Genomic DNA, 17,265 nt, shown 5'->3' with positions numbered 1-17,265 from the left:
GGCATCGGCAGGCGCCGCTGGAGGACACGCCGCAGGGGGGCCCGGCCTCGCCGGGCCCCCCGATCGGCACGTGCTACTGCAGCAGCGCGAGCCGGTCCGCGTCCTCGGCGAAGACCTCCTCGGCGTTCTCCTGCGTCACCACGACGGGGTCGAGCAGGTACACCGCGACGTCCTTCTGGCCGTTGTCGACGGACTCGTCGGGCTCCGGCAGCTCCTCGCCCTGCTGGAGTGCCTGGATCAGCTCGACCGTCCGCGCGACGAGGTCCTGCGTCGGCTTGGCGACCGTGGACCACTGCTCGCCCTCCCACACCGACACGACGGACTCGTTCTCGGCGTCGAGGCCGGTCACGACCGGGATCGCCTGACCGGCCTGCTCCGTCGACGTCATGATGGCCCGCGCGATGCCGTCGTTCGGCGACAGCACACCGTCGATCTCGTCGCTGCTGTAGAAGCCCGACAGCAGGGAGTCCATGCGCGCCTGCGCCTTGGCGTTGTCCCAGTCGGGCGTCGCCGCCTGCGTGAAGTCGGTCTGCCCCGAGGCGACGACCAGCGTGCCGTCGTCGATCTTCGGCTGCAGGACCGACATGGCGCCCTCGAAGAACGACGGGGCGTTCGGGTCGGCCGGGCCCCCACCGAACAGCTCGACGTAGTAGGGGGGCTCGCCCTTGCGCGCGGCGAGCCCGTCGAGCAGCGACTGCCCCTGGAGCTCTCCGGTGCGGATGCTGCCGAACTGCACGACCCCGTCGACGCCCGTCGTGTTCTCGATGAGCCGGTCGTACCCGATCACGGCGATGCCCTCGGCGGCGGCGCGCTCGAGGACGCTGCCGAGCTGGGTGCCGTCGATCGGGCCGACGACGATGACCTCGGCCCCGCGCTCGATCATCGCCTCGATCTGCTGCTGCTGCTGGGTGACCTTGTTGTCCGCTGCCTGGACCAGCGGGTCGAAGCCGGCGTCCGTCAGCTCGGCGGTGAACATCGACTCCGCCTCTGCCCAGTTCTGCGTGCCGAGCCACGGCAGCGAGACGCCGATGACGGCGTCCTCGGCGAAGCCGTCGGCCGCGCCGGCCGCGGCGTCGTCCGCGGTTCCTTCGCGACCACCGCCGCACGCGCTGAGGGCGAGGGCTCCGGCGGTCGTGAGTGCCACGAGGGCGAGGGACCTGGTGCGCATGACTGCTCCTTCTCCACGGGCGCACCCGCTGCGGGGTGCACCTGGCCGCCCGCGGGCTGTGGTGCCCACGGGGTCCTACGTCGGTGGTGAGTACGGCGGGCGCGGACGGCTACCCGGCGCTGCCCGTCGGGGTGCGGCCGTCGGCGGGCACGGCCGGGTCGTCGCGCTCCGGCTGGACGGGTCCGAGCGCGGGTAGGGCGGCCGCCGCTGCGGCCCCCGCGGCCGCGGCGGCGTCGGGGCCACCCTGCGTCGTGCCCCCGCGGGAGAAGCGCGCCGAGATCAGGCCCGTGATCGAGGGCCTGCCCTGCTGCTTGTTGTAGACGTCGAACGCGACCGCGGCCAGGAGCACGATGCCCTTGATGACCTGCGTCCGGTCGGCCCCGACGCCCATGAGCATGAGGCCGCTGTTGAGGACGGCCATCACGAGCCCGCCGACCATCGACGCGGCGACGGTGCCGATGCCACCGGACACCGCCGCGCCTCCGATGAACACGGCGGCGATGGCGTCGAGCTCCCACATCGTGCCGTCGGACGGACCTGCGGAGGTCGCCCGCCCGACGAACATGATCCCGGCCAGCGCAGCGAGGAACGACATGTTCGCCATCACGAGGAAGTAGGTCCGGCGGGTGTTGACGCCCGAGAGCGCAGCGGCGGCGCGGTTGCCGCCGACCGCGTAGATGTGGCGACCGAACCGGGTGCGCTGGGTGACGACGTGGTAGATGATCACGAGCCCCACGAGGATGAGCCCGGGCACCGGGAACGACGTGCCGGGGCGGCCGCTGGCGAACAGCCAGGTGACGTAGGCGATGACCGCACCCACGAGGACGATGCGCACGACGACCGGCCACAGGGGCTGTGCGTGGTCACCCGAGCCGGCGAGCCGACGGTGCTGGTTGAGCTGCGAGTAGGCGTACACGGCGATCGCGACGAGTCCCAGCACGACCGTCGAGTTGTTCATCTGCGTGAACGCCGGGCCCCACTCGGGCAGGTAGCCCGACCCGAGGAACCGCAGCTCCTGCGGCACCGGGACGCTGATGGAGCCGCTCATCCAGATGACGCCGCCGCGGAAGATCATCATGCCCGCGAGCGTCGTGATGAAGCCGGGGATCCCGAGGCGCGCGAGCCAGAAGCCCTGCCAGCAGCCGATCGCCACCCCCACCGCGAGCCCCACCAGCACGGCGAGCCACCACGGCAGGCTGAGGTCGCGCGCACTGAGGGCGACGACCATGCCGACGAACCCCGCGACGGACCCGACGGACAGGTCGATCTGGCCGATCACGATGACCATGACCATGCCGATCGCCAGGATCAGGACGTAGGCGTTGCCGGACAGGAGGTTCTGGAAGTTCGACGACGTGAGCATGCGGCCGCCCGATGCCACGTCGAACCCCACGAGCAGCGCGATGAGCGCGAAGACCATCGTGAACTGGCGGATGTCCCCGCCGAGGACCTGCTTGAAGGACGTCATCGTCCGCTCCCTGTTCTGGGCCGGTGGGTCCGGGTCGACCGCGTCAACGCGGGGTCCCCGCGGCGGTGGTGGTCGTGGGGGTGGTCATCAGCCGCATGAGGCTCTCCTGGTCGGCGTCCTGGACGTCGAGGACGCCGGTGATCCGGCCCTCGCAGATCGTGTAGATGCGGTCGCACATCCCGAGCAGCTCGGGCAGCTCCGAGGAGATGACGACGACCGCCTTGCCCTGGTCCGCGAGGTCGTGCACGAGCTTGTAGATCTCGTACTTCGCGCCCACGTCGATGCCCCGCGTGGGCTCGTCGAGGATCAGCACGTCCGGGTTCGGGAACATCCACTTGGCGAGGACGACCTTCTGCTGGTTGCCGCCCGACAGCGTCGTGACGCCGGCGCCGACGGTCGGGCTCTTGATCCGCAGGGACCGTCGGTAGCCCTCCGCGACCGCTCCCTCGCGATCGACGTCGAGCAGCCAGCGGCGCACGATCTCCCGCAGGTTGGCCGACGTGATGGTCCGCTGGATCGTGTCGAGGAGGTTGAGCCCGAGGTTCTTGCGGTCCTCGGGCACGTACGCGATGCCGTGGCGGATGGCCGCCTCGACGGTCGGGACCTGGACCGGCCGGCCGCGCAGCAGCACCTCGCCCGCCAGGTACGTCCCGTAGCTGCGGCCGAAGACCGACCGCGCGAGCTCCGTGCGCCCGGCGCCCATGAGACCGGCGAAGCCGATGATCTCGCCGCTGCGGACGTGGAAGGCGGAGTCCTTGCAGACGAGCCGCCCGGGCACCGTGGGGTGCTCGACCCGCCACCCGCGCACCTCGAGGACCGTCTCGCCGATCGTCGGCGTGTGGTGCGGGTAGCGGTTCTCGAGGGACCGGCCGACCATGGCGCGGATGATGCGGTCCTCGTCGACGCGGCCGGACTCGACGGCGTACGTCTCCACCGTGCGACCGTCGCGGATCACGGTGACCGCGTCGGCGACGGCCGCGATCTCGTTGAGCTTGTGGGAGATCATGATCGAGGTGATCCCGCGCGCCTGCAGGCCGCGCAGCAGGTCCAGCAGGTTCTCGGAGTCGGCCTCGTTGAGTGCGGACGTCGGCTCGTCGAGGATGAGCAGGCGCACGTCCTTCGACAGGGCCTTCGCGATCTCGACGAGCTGCTGCTGGCCGACGCCGAGGCTCTTGACGGGCGTGGCGGGGTCGACGTCGAAGCCGACCCGGGCGAGGAGCTCGACCGTCCGGCGCCGGGCGGCGTCCCAGTCGATCAGCCCCCGGCTCATGACCTCGTTGCCGAGGTAGATGTTCTCGGCGATCGACAGCTCCGGGATGAGCGCCAGCTCCTGGTGGATGATCACGATGCCCGCCCGCTCGGACGCCTTGATGTCCTTGAAGCGGACCTCGTCCCCCTGGAAGACCACTGCGCCGTCGTACGAGCCGTGCGGGTAGACGCCGGACAGGATCTTCATCAGGGTCGACTTGCCGGCACCGTTCTCCCCGCAGACCGCGTGGATCTCTCCGACCCGGACCGTGATCGTCACGCCGTCGAGCGCGCGCACGCCGGGGAACTCCTTGGTGATGCCCCGCATCTCGAGGATGACCGGGTCCACGTGGTTCATGCGTGCCTCCCATCGCGCCGCCCGCAACCCCTGCACAGGATCCCAGACAACGTTGTCTGCGAGGTGTCTACCCGCGCAAGGACGAATCGGTCAACTCGAGATTGGTCGTGCACGAATAACGATCTGACAACGTTGTCTAGTTGGACGAGTGTCCTGGAAGCAGTGGTTGACATCGTTGTCATTCATGACGACGATCGGCGGGCCGGACGCACGCGGACAGGCGTCCGCTGCCACACGATCTCAACGAGGAGACGACGTGCGACGACGCATGCGCGCCCTGTGGGCGACCGCCGCGGTGGCGGCCCTGACGACCACGCTGGCGGCACCCGTGCAGGGCCGGGAGCGTGCCGAGGTGGACCCGCACCGTCCGGTGGCGCACTTCGCCCCCGAGCAGAACTGGGTCAACGACCCGAACGGGCCGGTGTGGTTCGAGGGCCGCTACCACCTGTTCTTCCAGCACAACCCGTTGGGGAACGACTGGGGGCACATGTCCTGGGGCCACGCCGTCAGCACGGACCTCGTCACGTGGGAGGAACGTCCCCTCGCGATCCCCTGGTCCGAGCGCGAGCACATCTTCTCGGGCACGGTCGTCGTCGACGAGGACAACACGAGCGGCTTCGGCGACCACGGCCGGACCCCGCTCGTCGCCGCCTACACCTCCTGGGACCCGGTCACCGGGATCCAGGCGCAGTCGATCGCCTACAGCCTCGACGCCGGCGAGACGTGGACGAGGTACGCGGGCAACCCGGTGCTCGACCTCGGCTCGCGCGAGTTCCGCGACCCGAAGGTGTTCCGCTACGACGCCGGCGGCTACTGGGTCATGGCGGTCGCGCTCGCGACGGAGCGGGTCATCCGCTTCTACCGCTCCGACGACCTGACCGGCTGGACGCACCTGAGCGACTTCGGGCCCGCCGGCGCCGTCGGCGGCGTGTGGGAGATGCCCGACCTGTTCGAGCTGCCGGTCGACGGCGACCCGACGCGCACCCGGTGGGTGCTCGTGGTGAGCCTCAACCCGGGAGCCGTGGCCGGCGGGTCGGGAGCCCAGTACTTCGTCGGTGACTTCGACGGCACGCGCTTCGTCGCGGATCCTCGCCCCGCGGACTACCCGGACGCCACCGGCGACCTCCTGGCCGACTTCGAGGGCCCCGCGTACGGCGAGGGCTGGACCGCCACCGGCGACGCCTTCGGCTCGGGTCCCGTGCCGGGCACGCTGCCGGGTCAGCACCCCGTCACGGGCTTCCGGGGCGACGCGCTCGTCAACACCTTCCGGGGCGGGGACGCCGCGACCGGCACGTTGACTTCGCCCCCGTTCACCCTCGACCGCCGCTGGCTCACGATGCTCGTGGGCGGTGGCCGGCACCCGCACCGTCCGGGCACGGGTGACGGCTCGGCGCCGACGGGCACGGTGCTCGCGGACTTCGAGGGCGGCGACTTCGACGGCTGGACCGTCGAGGGGACGGCGTTCGGTCCCGGCCCGACGCCCGGCGACGCCGCCTGCCAGACCGGCGTGCGCGGGTACCTCGGCGCCGGCCTGGCGAACTCCTACCAGAACGGCCACGGCGACCCGTGCGACCCGCCGCCCGACTCCGCGACCGGCCGGCTGGTCTCACCGGCGTTCACCGTGCGCGACCGGTGGGTCAACGTCCTGGTCGGGGGCGGCGCGGGCACCGACACCGCCGTGCGGCTCGTGGTGGACGGCGAGGTCGTCCGCACCGCGTCCGGACGCGAGAGCGGCACGCTCGACTGGGTGGCCTGGGACGTCGCGGTCCTCGCCGGCGCTCGCGCCCACGTGGAGGTCCTCGACGAGGACACCGGGGGCTGGGGCCACGTCCTGGTCGACCACGTCGTGCTCTCGGACCAGCCGGCACGTCCGCGGTCCGACGAGTCCACGGTGAACCTCGTCGTGGACGGTCAGGTCGTGCGCACCGCCACCGGGCAGGACAGCGAGGGGCTCGCCCCGGTCTCCTGGGACGTCGGTGATCTGCGCGGGCGCACCGCGCAGCTCTCGGTCGTCGACACGAGCACGGGCGGCTGGGGACACGTCCTGCTGGACCACGTCGTCGCGGGCGACGCGCCTGCCCCCTCCGACCTCGAGCGCCATGCCTGGCTCGACCACGGCACGGACTTCTACGCGCCGCTGACGATCGAGAACGCCCCGGGGGGCGAGCGCATCGCGATCGCCTGGATGAACAACTGGGAGTACGCCACGTCGACGCCGACCGCCGGGTGGCGGGGTTCGATGACCCTGCCGCGCACCCTCGCGCTGCGCACGCTCGACGGACGGCTGGTGCTGACCTCCCGGCCGGTCGACGTGCCGGGTGCGCCGGCTCCGCGTCGGCTCCGGGGCCAGGAGGGCGTCCTCGACGACCGCACCGTGCCCGTCCCGAGGGCCGCGGACGACGGTGCCGTCCTGCTGACCGTCGAGTTCGAGCTCGGCGACGCGACGTCCTTCGGTCTGCACGTGCGTGCCGGGGGCGACGAGCGCACGGTCGTCGGGTACGACGTCGCGGCGGGCCGGATGTACGTCGACCGGACGAGGTCCGGAGCGGTCGACTTCCATCCCGCGTTCGGCGGTGTGCACACCGCACGCCTGCCCGCACGCGAGGGCCGGGTGCGACTCCAGGTGGTCGTCGACCGGTCGTCCGTCGAGGTCTTCGGCAACGACGGGGAGGCGACGATCACCGACCTCGTCTACCCGAGCCGCGGCAGCGACCGCGTGGCCCTCTTCGCTGACGGAGGCCGCGTCACCGTGACGTCGTTCGAGGTCCGGCGGCTCGCGCCCGGGGCGTCCTGACGTGCGCAGGGGCCTCACCCCGGGCGCGGCACCCGTCCGTGTGACGTCCGCACGCGGGCCGGGGTGGGCCCCTACCCTCATCCCATGACGACGTTGTCCAGCACGGACGCCGCGACCGCGGGCCGGGGCGCCACGCCCCGCCGGCGGGCGACGATGCGCGACGTCGCGGCGCTGGCGGGCGTCGGGATCAAGACCGTCTCACGCGTGGTGAACGGCGAGCCCGGCGTGTCCGGCGCCATGGCGCAGCGCGTGAACGAGGCCGCCCGTGCGCTCAACTACCGCCCGGACCTGCACGCCGGGAACCTGCGTCGCAGCGAGCGGCGGTCCCTGAGCCTCGGCCTCGTGCTGGCCAGTGTGGACAACCCCTTCTCGGCGGCCATCCACCGTGCCATCGAGGACGTCGCCGGGGCGCAGGGCGTGGCTGTCCTGGCCGGCAGCACGGACGAGGAGCCGGACCGGGAGCGCGCCCTCGTTGCGGCACTGACCGCTCGTCGCGTCGACGGGCTCATCGTCTCGGCCATCACACCCGACCAGGGCTACCTGCGCTGGGAGCAGGAGTCGGGCACCCCGATCGTCATGGTCGACCGGCGCGCGGTGGGCATCGACGTCGACTCGGTCGTCGTCGACAACGCCGCCGGCGCCGGCCGCGCCACCCGGCACCTGCTCGAGCACGGCCACCGCCGGATCGCCTACCTGGGCGACCTCGGCAGCATCGACACCGCGCGCGAGCGGCACCGCGGGTTCGTGCGGGCGCTCGCGGACGCCGGCATCCCGGCGTCGTCGGCGCCCGCAGCGAACGACATCCACAGCGAGGTGGAGGCCGAGGCCGCGGTGCACGCCCTGCTGACCGGCCCCGAGGCGCCGACCGCGCTCTTCACGAGCCAGAACCTCATCACGATCGGTGCGATCCGCGCGCTGCGCACCCTCGGGCTGCAGCACCGGGTCGCCCTCGTGGGCTTCGACGACTTCCAGCTCGCCGACCTGCTCGAGCCGCGCGTCACCGTGATCGCGCAGGACCCGGCGCGCATCGGCGCGATCGCGGCGCAGCGCGTCTTCGACCGTCTGGCGTCGCGGGACCTGCCGACCGAGACGATCACCGTCCCCACCCGGCTCGTCGCGCGGGGGTCGGGCGAGATCCGGCCGGCCTGACCGGCCGTCCCCCTGTCGCGCCCGGGAGGGGCGCTGCCTGTCGAGGGGCCATCGCGCAGTCATCCGGCGATCTGGGCGGGAAGACTGCGGGTCGCACCGCGTGTCAGGACGACGAAGGACAGGCCTGCGAGCACGGCGGACACGACCATCGCGATGCCCATGGGCACGGCGGTGTCCTCGCCGGCGATCCCGACGAGCGGGGCGACGACGGCGGCGAGGGCGAACTGCAGGAACCCGAGGAACGCGGACCCGGTCCCGGCGTGGCGGCCGGCCTCGCCGAGCGCGAGGGCGGTGGCGTTGCCGAAGACCAGGCCGAACGAGCCCTGGAAGACAGCGAGCAGCACGAGCGTCGGGACGGTCGGGACGCCGTGGAGCGCGGCGGCGAGCAGGCCGGCCCCGGCGAGCGTCGCGGCCGCCAGGCCCGCGCCGATCATCGAGCGGTAGGGCACGCGGCCGGCGAGCGCCGCCGACACGGCGCTGGTCACGGTGATGGCCAGCGCGTTGAGCGCGAACACCAGCGAGAACTGCCCCTCGGACAGGCCGATGATGTTCTGCACGACGAACGGCGACGCGGAGATGTACGCGAACAGGCCGGCGAACGCGAAGCCGAACGTCAGGACGTACCCGGTGTACTGCCGGTTGGCGAGCACGTCGCGGGCCGTCGCGAGGGTGGTGCCGATGCCGCCGCGGGTGCGCTCGGCGACGGGCAGCGTCTCGCGCGCCCGCACGGCCGCGCCGACGAGCATGACCGCCACAAGCGCGGCGATCACCCAGAAGACCAGGCGCCAGCCGGAGCGGGCGACGATGAGGCCGCCGGCCAGCGGGGCGACCACGGGTGCGATGACGCTGACGATCATCAGGACGCCCAGCAGCTTCGCGGCGGCGGGGCCGCGCGAGGTGTCGGAGATGACGGCGCGCGCCAGGACGACGCCCGCCGCGCCGCCCAGGCCCTGGAGGAACCGTGCGCCGGCGAGGACCTCGACGGTGGGGGCGAGCGCGCACGCCACGGAGGCGACGAGGCACAGGGTGGTGCCGACCAGCAGCGGTCGACGACGGCCGATGCCGTCGGAGAGCGGCCCGATGAACAGCTGGCCGAGCCCGAGGCCGACGAGGAACGCGGTCATCGTCAGCTGGATGCCGCTCGCGGTCGTGCCGAGCTCGTCTGCCATCGCCGGGAAGCCCGGCAGGTACATGTCGATCGACAGCGGCGCGACGGCCGTGAGCAGGGCGAGGACGGCGACCAGTGCGGGGGCCAGGGGGAGCGGGGCGGCCGGGGGCGTTGCGGGGCGGGCGGGGGCGTCGGCGGACGCGGGCATGGTGGGCCTTCCGGACGTGCGGGGGGAGGCGGGCGACGATACATACGCGAACATACGTATGGCAAGATATGCGTTACGATGGGCGCATGGCGACAGCCCAGGCACCCGGGGTCGACCCCGGGGTCGACCCGACGCGGCCCGACGTGCCCGCGGTGCTCCGCGATCTCGCCTGGACAATCCACCGCCGCACCCCTCAGGTCGCCGGGATCGAGCCGCTGCCCACCACCGAGCTCGCCGTGCTCATGCACGTGCTGGAGTCCCCGGGCCTGTCGGTCGGCGAGGTGTCCCGTCACCTGGGCCTGCGGCAGAGCAACACCAGCGCCACGCTGCGCACCCTGGGCGACCGCGGTCTGGTCGCCCGGGAGCCGGACCCCGACGACCGTCGGGTCACCCGGCTCGTCCCCACCGAGCGCGCCCACGTCGCGCACGAGGCCATCGCCGAGGGCTGGGCCGGCCCCCTCGTCGACGCCCTGGCCGCGCTCCCCCCCGAGCACGCCGCCGCGCTCACGGCCGCGACCGAGGCGCTCCAGGCCCTCGACCGGTTGCTCCGCGCCCAGCAGCCGACCCCACCGGCCGGCACCCCGCCCCGCTGACCGCCCGGACGGCCACCCCGCCGCCGACCTCGTCGTTCGGCGGCCTCCGGAGCCCGATGCGCCGCCGAAGTGCGAGTTCGCGGGGGTCGGATCGACCTGTCGCGGGTGGGCGGTGGCATGCTGACCGGTGTGAGCCGCGTCCCGCTTCGTCGTGCCCTTGCCGACCTGCCCGCGTACGTGCCCGGGGCGCGCGCCGCCGTGGGGGCCGCCGCGTACAAGCTGTCCTCCAACGAGAACCCGTACCCGCCGCTGCCGTCGGTCGTCGCGGCGATCGCCGACGCGGCCGTCGACGTCAACCGGTACCCGGACATGTACGCGACCGAGCTCACCGAGGCCGTCGCGCGGCGGCTCGGCGTGGCCGCCGAGTCCGTGGTCGCGGGCACCGGGTCGGTCGCGGTGCTGGGCCACGTGCTGACCGCGGTGTGCGAGGCGGGCGACGAGGTGGTCATGCCCTGGCGGTCGTTCGAGGCGTACCCGATCGCCGTGACGCTCGCGCACGCGCAGCAGGTCCGGGTCCCCGTGGGCGCCGACGGTCGCCTCGACCTGCCCGCGATGGCCGCCGCGATCACCCCGCGCACCCGCGTCGTGCTGGTCTGCACGCCCAACAACCCCACGGGCCCCGCCGTGCGCGACGAGGAGCTGCGGACGTTCCTCGCCGCCGTGCCCCGCGACGTCGTCGTGGTGCTCGACGAGGCGTACGTGGAGTTCGTCCGCGACGCGCACGCGCCCGACGCGCTCGCGCTGTTCGCCGAGCACCCCAACGTCGTGCTGCTGCGCACCTTCTCCAAGGCGTACGGGCTGGCCGGCCTGCGGGTCGGGTACGCGGTCGCCCGGCCGCGGCTGGCCGCGGGGATCCGCACGGCCTCGACGCCGTTCGGCGTCTCGCACGTCGCCCAGCTCGCCGCGGTCGCGTCGCTGCGCGCCGAGCGCGAGCTGCTCGTCCGGGTCGACGCGATCGTCGCCGAGCGGACGCGGGTGCTCGCTGCCCTGCGGGCGCAGGGCTGGGACGTGCCGGACAGTCAGGCGAACTTCGTGTGGCTCCCCCTCGGGGACCGTGCGACGCACTTCGCCGAGGGTTGCGCGCGGGCCGGCGCGTTCGTTCGGCCGTTCGCCGGCGACGGGGTGCGCGTCAGCGTCGGGGAGCCGGAGGCGACCGACATCGTCCTCGAGGTCGCCGCGGACCACGCGCCGCGCTGACCACGCGCCGCGCCGCGCGGTGTGACCTGGTGGTCTGCGTCACACCGTGACACTCCAGCGAGTGATGCCAGTCAGCAGGCGCATTGACAGGCGTGCGGCGGCGCGAGTAGAACTCACCCGTCCCCGCGGATCCTCCGCGGCGGACGCGGAGGAGCGCCGTGCCACGTCTGCCAGAGCCGCCGCACATCCGCCTCCTGGGCACGCCGTGCGCGCTGGTCGACGACCTCGAGGTCGACCTCGGCGCGCCCAAGCAGCGCGCGGTCCTCGCCGCGCTCGCGCTGCGCGCCGGCCAGGCCGTCGGGCACGACGCCCTGATCGACGGCACCTGGGGCGCCGGCGCCCCCGCGAGCGCACGGGGGAGCGTCCACACCTACGTCTCAGGGCTGCGCCACGCGCTCGGCAAGGAGACGGTGCGCCGCACCCCGACCGGTTACATGCTGGCGGTCCCCCCCGACGCCGTCGACGTGCTGCACGCCGAGCGGCAGGCCCGCCGGGCCCGGGACGCGCACGACGCAGCCGACCTGGCGACGGCGCAGGCCGCGCTCGACGCCGCGCTGGCGCTGTGGCACGAGGGCGACGCGCTCGCGGGGGTGCCCGGACCGTTCGCGGCCGAGCACCGCGCCCGCCTCGCCCAGCTGCGCGTGCGGCTGCTCGTGGACAGGACCGAGATCCTCGCCGCCGCCGGCGCGGACGCCACGACGCTCGCCCACGCGGCCGACCGGCTGGCCGCGGAGGTCCCTCGGCACCCCTACGACGAACGCCTGCGAGGCGCCCTCATGGTGGCGCTGCACCACAGCGGTCGCACGGCCGCGGCGCTCGAGCAGTACGAGGACCTGCGGCGCTCGCTGAGCGACGACCTCGGCATCGACCCGGGTGCCGCGGCGCGGGCGCTGCACGCGACGATCCTCGCCGACGGGGACGTCGGGGCGGTGCCCGTCCTCGGCGCGACGCCGGTCGTCGCCGCCCGCACCCCGACGTCGACGGTCGCGGTGCCCGCGCCCGGTGCACCGTCGTCGCACGGACCCGGTGCACCGTCGGCGCCCGGACCGGGTGCCCCGTCGCCCGCGCCGCGACCCGCCGCCCAGCCGCGCGTCCCGGCGGCCCAGCTGCCGCCGGACCTGGCGACGTTCGTCGGCCGCTCCCGTGAGCTGCTCGAGGTGCTGCGCCTCGCGGGCGCCCCCGAGGGGCCGCGCATCGTGACCGTGGTCGGCGTCGGCGGGGTCGGCAAGACGTCCCTGGCCGTGCGGGCCGGTCACATGCTGCGCGACCGCTTCCCCGACGGCCAGGTGTACGTCAACCTGCGCGGCTTCGACCCGCGGCACCCGCCGGTCGCGCCGTCCGCGGCGCTGCGGCAGCTCCTCGCGGCGCTCGGCGTGCTGTCCGCGCCGCAGCAGCACGAGCAGCTCGTCGCGCTGTGGCGCAGCCTCGTCGCCGACCGTCGCCTGCTGGTCGTGCTGGACAACGCGGCGTCGACGGAGCAGGTCGAGGACCTGCTGCCCGGGACGGCGTCCAGCTTCGTCCTCGTCACGAGCCGCGACCGCCTGGGCGGGCTGGCCGTCCGGCACGGTGCCCGCGCCCTGCCGCTCGCGCGGTTCGAGCCGGCGGAGGCGCGGGAGCTGCTCGAGGGCGCGCTCGGGACCGCCGCGGTCGCGCGCGAGCCGGACGCCGCGCAGCGCCTCGTCCAGCTCTGCGACGCGCTGCCGTTCGCGCTGCGGATCGCGGCGGAGCAGGTCCTCGCGGGGGCGGGCGCGTCGATCGAGGCGATGGTCGCGCGGCTCGAGGACTCGCAGCACCGGCTCGACGCGCTCGACCTCGACGACGGCCCGTCGGCGTCCGTGCGCGGCGTCCTCGCCACCTCGACCGCGGCGCTCGACGACCCGCAGTCGCGCACCCTGTGCCTGCTGGCGGCCCTGCCGTGCGCGAGCACGTCGGTGCTCGCGACGGCGGCGCTGATGGACGTCGCACCCGACCGCGCGGCGCAGCTCCTGGACGAGCTGCGCGAGCACCACCTGCTGGAGCCCGTCGACGGACGCCACCTGATGCACGACCTCACGCGTGCCCACGCGGCGGAGCTCGCGGAGCACCTGTCCGACGACGAGCGGGCCGCCGCCCGCGAACGCCTGCTCACCTGGTACGTCCGCGCGCTCGTGGCGAGCTCCCGGCAGCGGCTCCTGCCGTTCGAGCCACCCGTCGCGCCGCACGCGCTGCCCGTGCTGCCCGACAACGCCGCACGCCTGCGCTGGGCGCTCGCCGAGCTCGCGAACATGGCGTCGCTGCTGCGCGAGGGCCACGCGCACGGCCACCACACCCTGGTGTGGCAGCTCGCGGTGCTGCTGTTCGAGACGTACTACGCGTCCGGCGGCGCGAGCGACTGGCTGGACGTGCTGCGCGTCGGGTCCCGATCGGCGCAGGCGCTCGGCGACAGCCGCGCGCAGGCCGTGCTGCTGAACCACGAGAGCGTCGCGTGCTCCCGGCTGGGGCGCAACGACGCCGCGGTGCGTCGGCTGCGGGAGGCGCTGCGCCTCCTCGAGGGCGACCGGTGGTGGTACCGCGTGAGCATCGTCGGCAACCTGGCCTCCACGCTGCGGGAGGCCGGCGAGTACGCCGGTGCGCTCGCGGCGGCGCACGACGCGTACGCCCTGTCCGTCGAGCTCGGTGACGGGTACTACGAGGTGGCGTCCGCGGACGTGCTGTGCGAGCTGTCCGCCGAGCTGGGCGAGTGGCGGCAGGCCGAGCGGTACGGCGAACCGGCCCTCGCGCTGGCGCGGGCCGAGGGCCACCGGGTGCTCGAGGCGAACCTGCTGGTCAACCTCGGCCTCGCGGCGGACGGGCTGCGGGACCACGACGCGGCGCAGCAGCGGTTCGCCCAGGCGCTGGACCTCTGCGCCGCCATCGGGGACCGGTACCACGAGGCGCTCGCGCTGTTCGGGTTGGCGCGCGTGCGCACTGCCCGCGACGGGCGGGCCGGCGAGGAGCAGGCGCGTCGGGACGCCGAGCGCGCGCTGCGACGGTTCCGGCAGCTGGGCGCGGAGGAGGCGGGCGCCGTGCAGGACTTCCTGGCGCGGCTGTCGGTCGGCGCGGAGCCCGTCGGCCAGGTCGGCGCGGACGCCGAGCGGCGGTAGGGCTACCCGGCGAGCGCGACGTCCCGCGCGGCCCGGACGACCCGCGCCCCCGGTGCTACCCGCGTCCCCGGTGATACCCGCGTGCGCGGTGCGACCTGCGCCCCCGGTGCGGTCCGCGTCCGCGCGGACTGCCAGATGAGCACGGCCTCGACGCGGCCGTCGGCCCCCAGCTTCGAGAAGATCCGGTTGACGTGGTTCTTCACGGTCTTCTCGGTCACGCCCAGCTCCGCAGCGACCTCGGTGTTGCGCAGCCCCCGGGCGATGCACGCCATCACCTGCGACTCGCGCGGCGAGAGGTCCGCGACCCCGTCGCCCGTGCGGCGCGGCTCCCCGTTCCCGTGGCGTCGCGTCGCGTCCGCTGCGGTCGGGGCAGCGGCTGCGGTCGCGAGCGTCAACCGGTACCGGGCGCTCGGCGGCGTGGTCCGGCGTGGCCGGACGGTCCCGACGAGGTGGTGCAGCGCGTCGCCCAGCGCCGACGGCCCGGGCGGCGCACCCGCCCCCGGCAGCACGGTCACCTCGAACGTCGGCAGGGAGTCCTCGAGGACCACGTCCAGCCCGCGGCTCGCGAACACGCCGCGGATCCGCGCCTCGATCTCGGGGCTGGAGATCGCGATCCGTACCCGGTAGCCACCCGTCGGGGTCGTCGTCATGAGTCGAGCGTGGCCGGGCGCGCTCCACGCCCGCTCCAGCGCGGCTCCAGAGCACCTCCAGCCGCAGCCGGAACCGCGACCCGCTCCCGCCCCGACGCCTCCTCACCGCGTCTCCCACCTCCTCCTCGGTCTCGTGAGACCGAGAGTTCCGGTCGTACAGGTCCCGGTCTCCTCGGTCTCGTGAGACCGGGGTATTCGGTGCTACACGAGCTCGAGGCGGCGGTCGCCGCCCTGGAGGTGGACGGCCGTGTCGAGCGGGCCGCCCGTCACGACACCGTCGGCGTCGAGCGTGAGGCGCCACCGCGCCCAGTCGCGCCCCGCGGCACCGACGACGACCACGGACCAGGCCGGGTCCTCGGCGAGCGCGGCCAGCAGGTCCGCGTCGCGGCCGCGCGCCCCGGCCACGACGAGCACGCCACCGCCGGCCGCGTCGACGGCCGGACCCGCGTCGTCGATGCGGGCGTGCGCCGACGGGCCGACGCCGACGGTCACGACGGGCACGTGGCGGGACCACGGGCTGGTGGCCAGCTCGTGCACCCACTGCTCGGCGAGCCGCAGCGCCTGCGCCAGGTCCCCGTCGAGGCAGGTCCCGGGGCCGCCGTGCGCCAGGTCGAGCAGGACCCGCCCGTGGGCGTCGTCGCCGAGCGTGACGAGGCGCGGGTACGGGGCGACGACCCGGTCGTCGAGCGCGACGTCCTGCAGCGGGCGCATGGGGGACGTCCACGACAGGCCGTCCTCGCCGGCGGTCCACCCGGCCGGCGGGCGGGCGTCGGGGGTGCTCAGGCGCAGCAGCACCTCGTCGTGCGAGACGACCATCGCGTACACGGCGGGGGCGGGGCGGCCCGCGTCGGCGCACGCGCGGGCGAGCGCCCGGGTCGTACGGTCGATGGTCCACGCGCCGGGGTTCTCGCGCCGGACCGCGACGACCGGGGGCGCGTTGCGGCGGGCGCGCCGGCGGCGGGTGACCGCGACGACGCTGCCGCCGACCAGGACGAGCGCCGCGATGCCCGCGGTGACCGCGACGAGGGCGGTCAGCCCGGTCGCCACGTACGAGGTGGCCGGGTCGTCGGCGTCACCGCCCGCGACGGGGTCCTCCTGCGGCGCTGAGCCCGTCGCCTGCTCGTCGGCCTGCTCGTCGGCCTCCTCGTCCTTCGAGGGCGCGTCCGCACGCTCGTCCGCGCGGGAGGTGGGCGAGGCGCTGGGCGTCGCCCGCACGGCGCGGGGGGCGGGCGTCGGCAGCGGGCCGACGACGACGCCGTCCCCGGTCGCGTCGGGCGGCAGCAGGAGCACCCAGCCGGGGCGGATGACGTTCGGGTCGCTGACGGTCATGCCGCCAGGCTGCGCGCGTCCCTCGTTGAGCTCGAAGATCTCCAGGGCGCGGTCGCCCGTGCCGAGCAGCCGCTCCGCGATCGAGAACAGGAACTCGGGCTGGCCCTCCCACGACTCCTGCACGACGTAGTACGTGACGTCGTCGCGCGTCTCGTCGACCGTGGTGACGTCCGTGGCCGCAGCGGTCGAGACCCCGGGCCCGAGCAGGGGCAGGACGAGCAGCGCGACGACCGCCGCGGCCCGTGCCGTGCGTGCACCTCGGTCCCGCCCGCCCAGCGTGCGCGCCCCCATGGTGCCTCCTCGTGCTCGTCGCCGACCGGCCGGCGGCGTGCACCGGCCGGGTCTCCGAGCCGATCGTGGGCGCGGCCGCAGGAGGGTGACAAACCTGGCATAGGCCTGCAGGCCCAACCGCCCCGGCGGCGGGTGGACCGCGTCGCCCGCGGCTTCCTAGCGTCGAGGTCGCTGGCACGTCGCCGCCGCCCGTCCGGGCACACGGCACGACCCGAAGGGACCACCGATGCCGAACCTGAACATCACCTACGCCGAGATGTCGGACAGCGCGAGCCGGCTGCGCGCGAACAAGGCCGAGATCGACGCACGCCTGTCGGACAGCAAGTCGCTCGTGAACTCCCTCGTGGCCTCCGGCTTCGTCACCGACCAGGCGTCGGGGCGGTTCGACGAGGTCAACACGCAGTTCGTCACCGCCGCCAACGAGCTGATGACGAACCTGGAGACGCTGTCGCAGTGGCTCGACCAGGCCGTGACCGCGCTGCAGGACGTGGACACGCAGATGGCGAGCTCGCTCCGGCAGGGCTGAGCACAGACCCGCCCGCGCCGACCCCTCCCCGGCGCGGGCGTCCTACCCCCGTGCAC

12 protein-coding genes are annotated in these 17,265 nt (G+C 74.4%); 6 read left to right on the top strand and 6 right to left on the bottom strand.

The window, feature by feature from the left end; translation table 11 throughout:
- Nucleotides 1-73 precede the first annotated feature (73 nt).
- The 3 genes from OKX07_RS19130 to mmsA all read right to left on the bottom strand — a co-directional run bounded on the left by OKX07_RS19130 (nucleotide 74) and on the right by mmsA (nucleotide 4,242).
- On the bottom strand, nucleotides 74-1,168 hold the full coding sequence (locus OKX07_RS19130; protein WP_265629588.1) for a sugar-binding protein: 1,095 nt from the start codon (nucleotides 1,166-1,168) through the stop codon (nucleotides 74-76).
- 109 nt (nucleotides 1,169-1,277) lie between these two features.
- Nucleotides 1,278-2,636 carry a sugar ABC transporter permease gene (locus OKX07_RS19125; protein ID WP_265629587.1) on the bottom strand — a complete coding sequence of 453 codons (1,359 nt, stop codon included), beginning with the start codon at nucleotides 2,634-2,636 and terminating at the stop codon, nucleotides 1,278-1,280.
- 43 nt (nucleotides 2,637-2,679) lie between these two features.
- Complete coding sequence (gene mmsA / locus OKX07_RS19120) at nucleotides 2,680-4,242, bottom strand: multiple monosaccharide ABC transporter ATP-binding protein (protein WP_322746802.1); 1,563 nt, start codon at nucleotides 4,240-4,242, stop codon at nucleotides 2,680-2,682.
- Between the two features lie 256 nt (nucleotides 4,243-4,498).
- Here mmsA and OKX07_RS19115 point away from each other — a divergent pair, with 256 nt between their 5' ends.
- Both OKX07_RS19115 and OKX07_RS19110 read left to right on the top strand, forming a co-directional pair.
- Nucleotides 4,499-7,036 (top strand): GH32 C-terminal domain-containing protein, encoded by a 2,538-nt coding sequence (locus tag OKX07_RS19115; protein WP_265629586.1) that lies wholly within the window; start codon nucleotides 4,499-4,501, stop codon nucleotides 7,034-7,036.
- Between the two features lie 84 nt (nucleotides 7,037-7,120).
- Nucleotides 7,121-8,185, top strand: a complete 1,065-nt coding sequence (locus OKX07_RS19110) for a LacI family DNA-binding transcriptional regulator (RefSeq protein ID WP_322746801.1) — start codon at nucleotides 7,121-7,123, stop codon at nucleotides 8,183-8,185.
- 59 nt (nucleotides 8,186-8,244) lie between these two features.
- Here OKX07_RS19110 and OKX07_RS19105 read toward each other — a convergent pair whose 3' ends face one another.
- On the bottom strand, nucleotides 8,245-9,501 hold the full coding sequence (locus tag OKX07_RS19105) for a multidrug effflux MFS transporter (protein ID WP_265629585.1): 1,257 nt from the start codon (nucleotides 9,499-9,501) through the stop codon (nucleotides 8,245-8,247).
- Between the two features lie 86 nt (nucleotides 9,502-9,587).
- Between OKX07_RS19105 and OKX07_RS19100 the strand changes: the two genes are divergently transcribed.
- The 3 genes from OKX07_RS19100 (at nucleotide 9,588) to OKX07_RS19090 (ending at nucleotide 14,413) form a co-directional block, all read left to right on the top strand.
- The gene (locus tag OKX07_RS19100) at nucleotides 9,588-10,094 is read left to right on the top strand and encodes a MarR family winged helix-turn-helix transcriptional regulator (protein ID WP_265629584.1); all 507 of its coding nucleotides are present in this window, start codon (nucleotides 9,588-9,590) and stop codon (nucleotides 10,092-10,094) included.
- Between the two features lie 117 nt (nucleotides 10,095-10,211).
- Entirely contained in the window at nucleotides 10,212-11,291 is a 1,080-nt protein-coding gene (gene hisC, locus OKX07_RS19095) for a histidinol-phosphate transaminase (protein WP_265629583.1), read from the top strand.
- Between the two features lie 158 nt (nucleotides 11,292-11,449).
- The gene (locus OKX07_RS19090; protein ID WP_265629582.1) at nucleotides 11,450-14,413 is read left to right on the top strand and encodes an AfsR/SARP family transcriptional regulator; all 2,964 of its coding nucleotides are present in this window, start codon (nucleotides 11,450-11,452) and stop codon (nucleotides 14,411-14,413) included.
- A 2-nt stretch (nucleotides 14,414-14,415) separates the two neighbouring features.
- On the opposite strand, the gene OKX07_RS19085 is transcribed toward OKX07_RS19090, so the two are convergent.
- Together OKX07_RS19085 and OKX07_RS19080 are read right to left on the bottom strand one after the other, a co-directional pair.
- Nucleotides 14,416-15,063: a helix-turn-helix transcriptional regulator gene (locus OKX07_RS19085; protein WP_265629581.1), complete on the bottom strand. Its 648-nt coding sequence runs from the start codon at nucleotides 15,061-15,063 to the stop codon at nucleotides 14,416-14,418.
- Nucleotides 15,064-15,264: 201 nt separating this feature from the next.
- Nucleotides 15,265-16,683 (bottom strand): hypothetical protein, encoded by a 1,419-nt coding sequence (locus tag OKX07_RS19080; RefSeq protein WP_265629580.1) that lies wholly within the window; start codon nucleotides 16,681-16,683, stop codon nucleotides 15,265-15,267.
- Between the two features lie 226 nt (nucleotides 16,684-16,909).
- Here OKX07_RS19080 and OKX07_RS19075 point away from each other — a divergent pair, with 226 nt between their 5' ends.
- Nucleotides 16,910-17,209, top strand: coding sequence for a WXG100 family type VII secretion target (locus tag OKX07_RS19075; RefSeq protein ID WP_265629579.1), 300 nt, complete (start codon nucleotides 16,910-16,912; stop codon nucleotides 17,207-17,209).
- The last annotated feature ends 56 nt before the right edge of the window (nucleotides 17,210-17,265 follow it).

It is taken from the genome of Cellulomonas sp. S1-8, assembly GCF_026184235.1.
Taxonomy (GTDB): Bacteria; Actinomycetota; Actinomycetes; order Actinomycetales; family Cellulomonadaceae; genus Cellulomonas.
The sequence above is the reverse complement of the archived record's forward strand: the minus strand, read 5'-3'. Positions and strand labels throughout refer to the sequence as shown.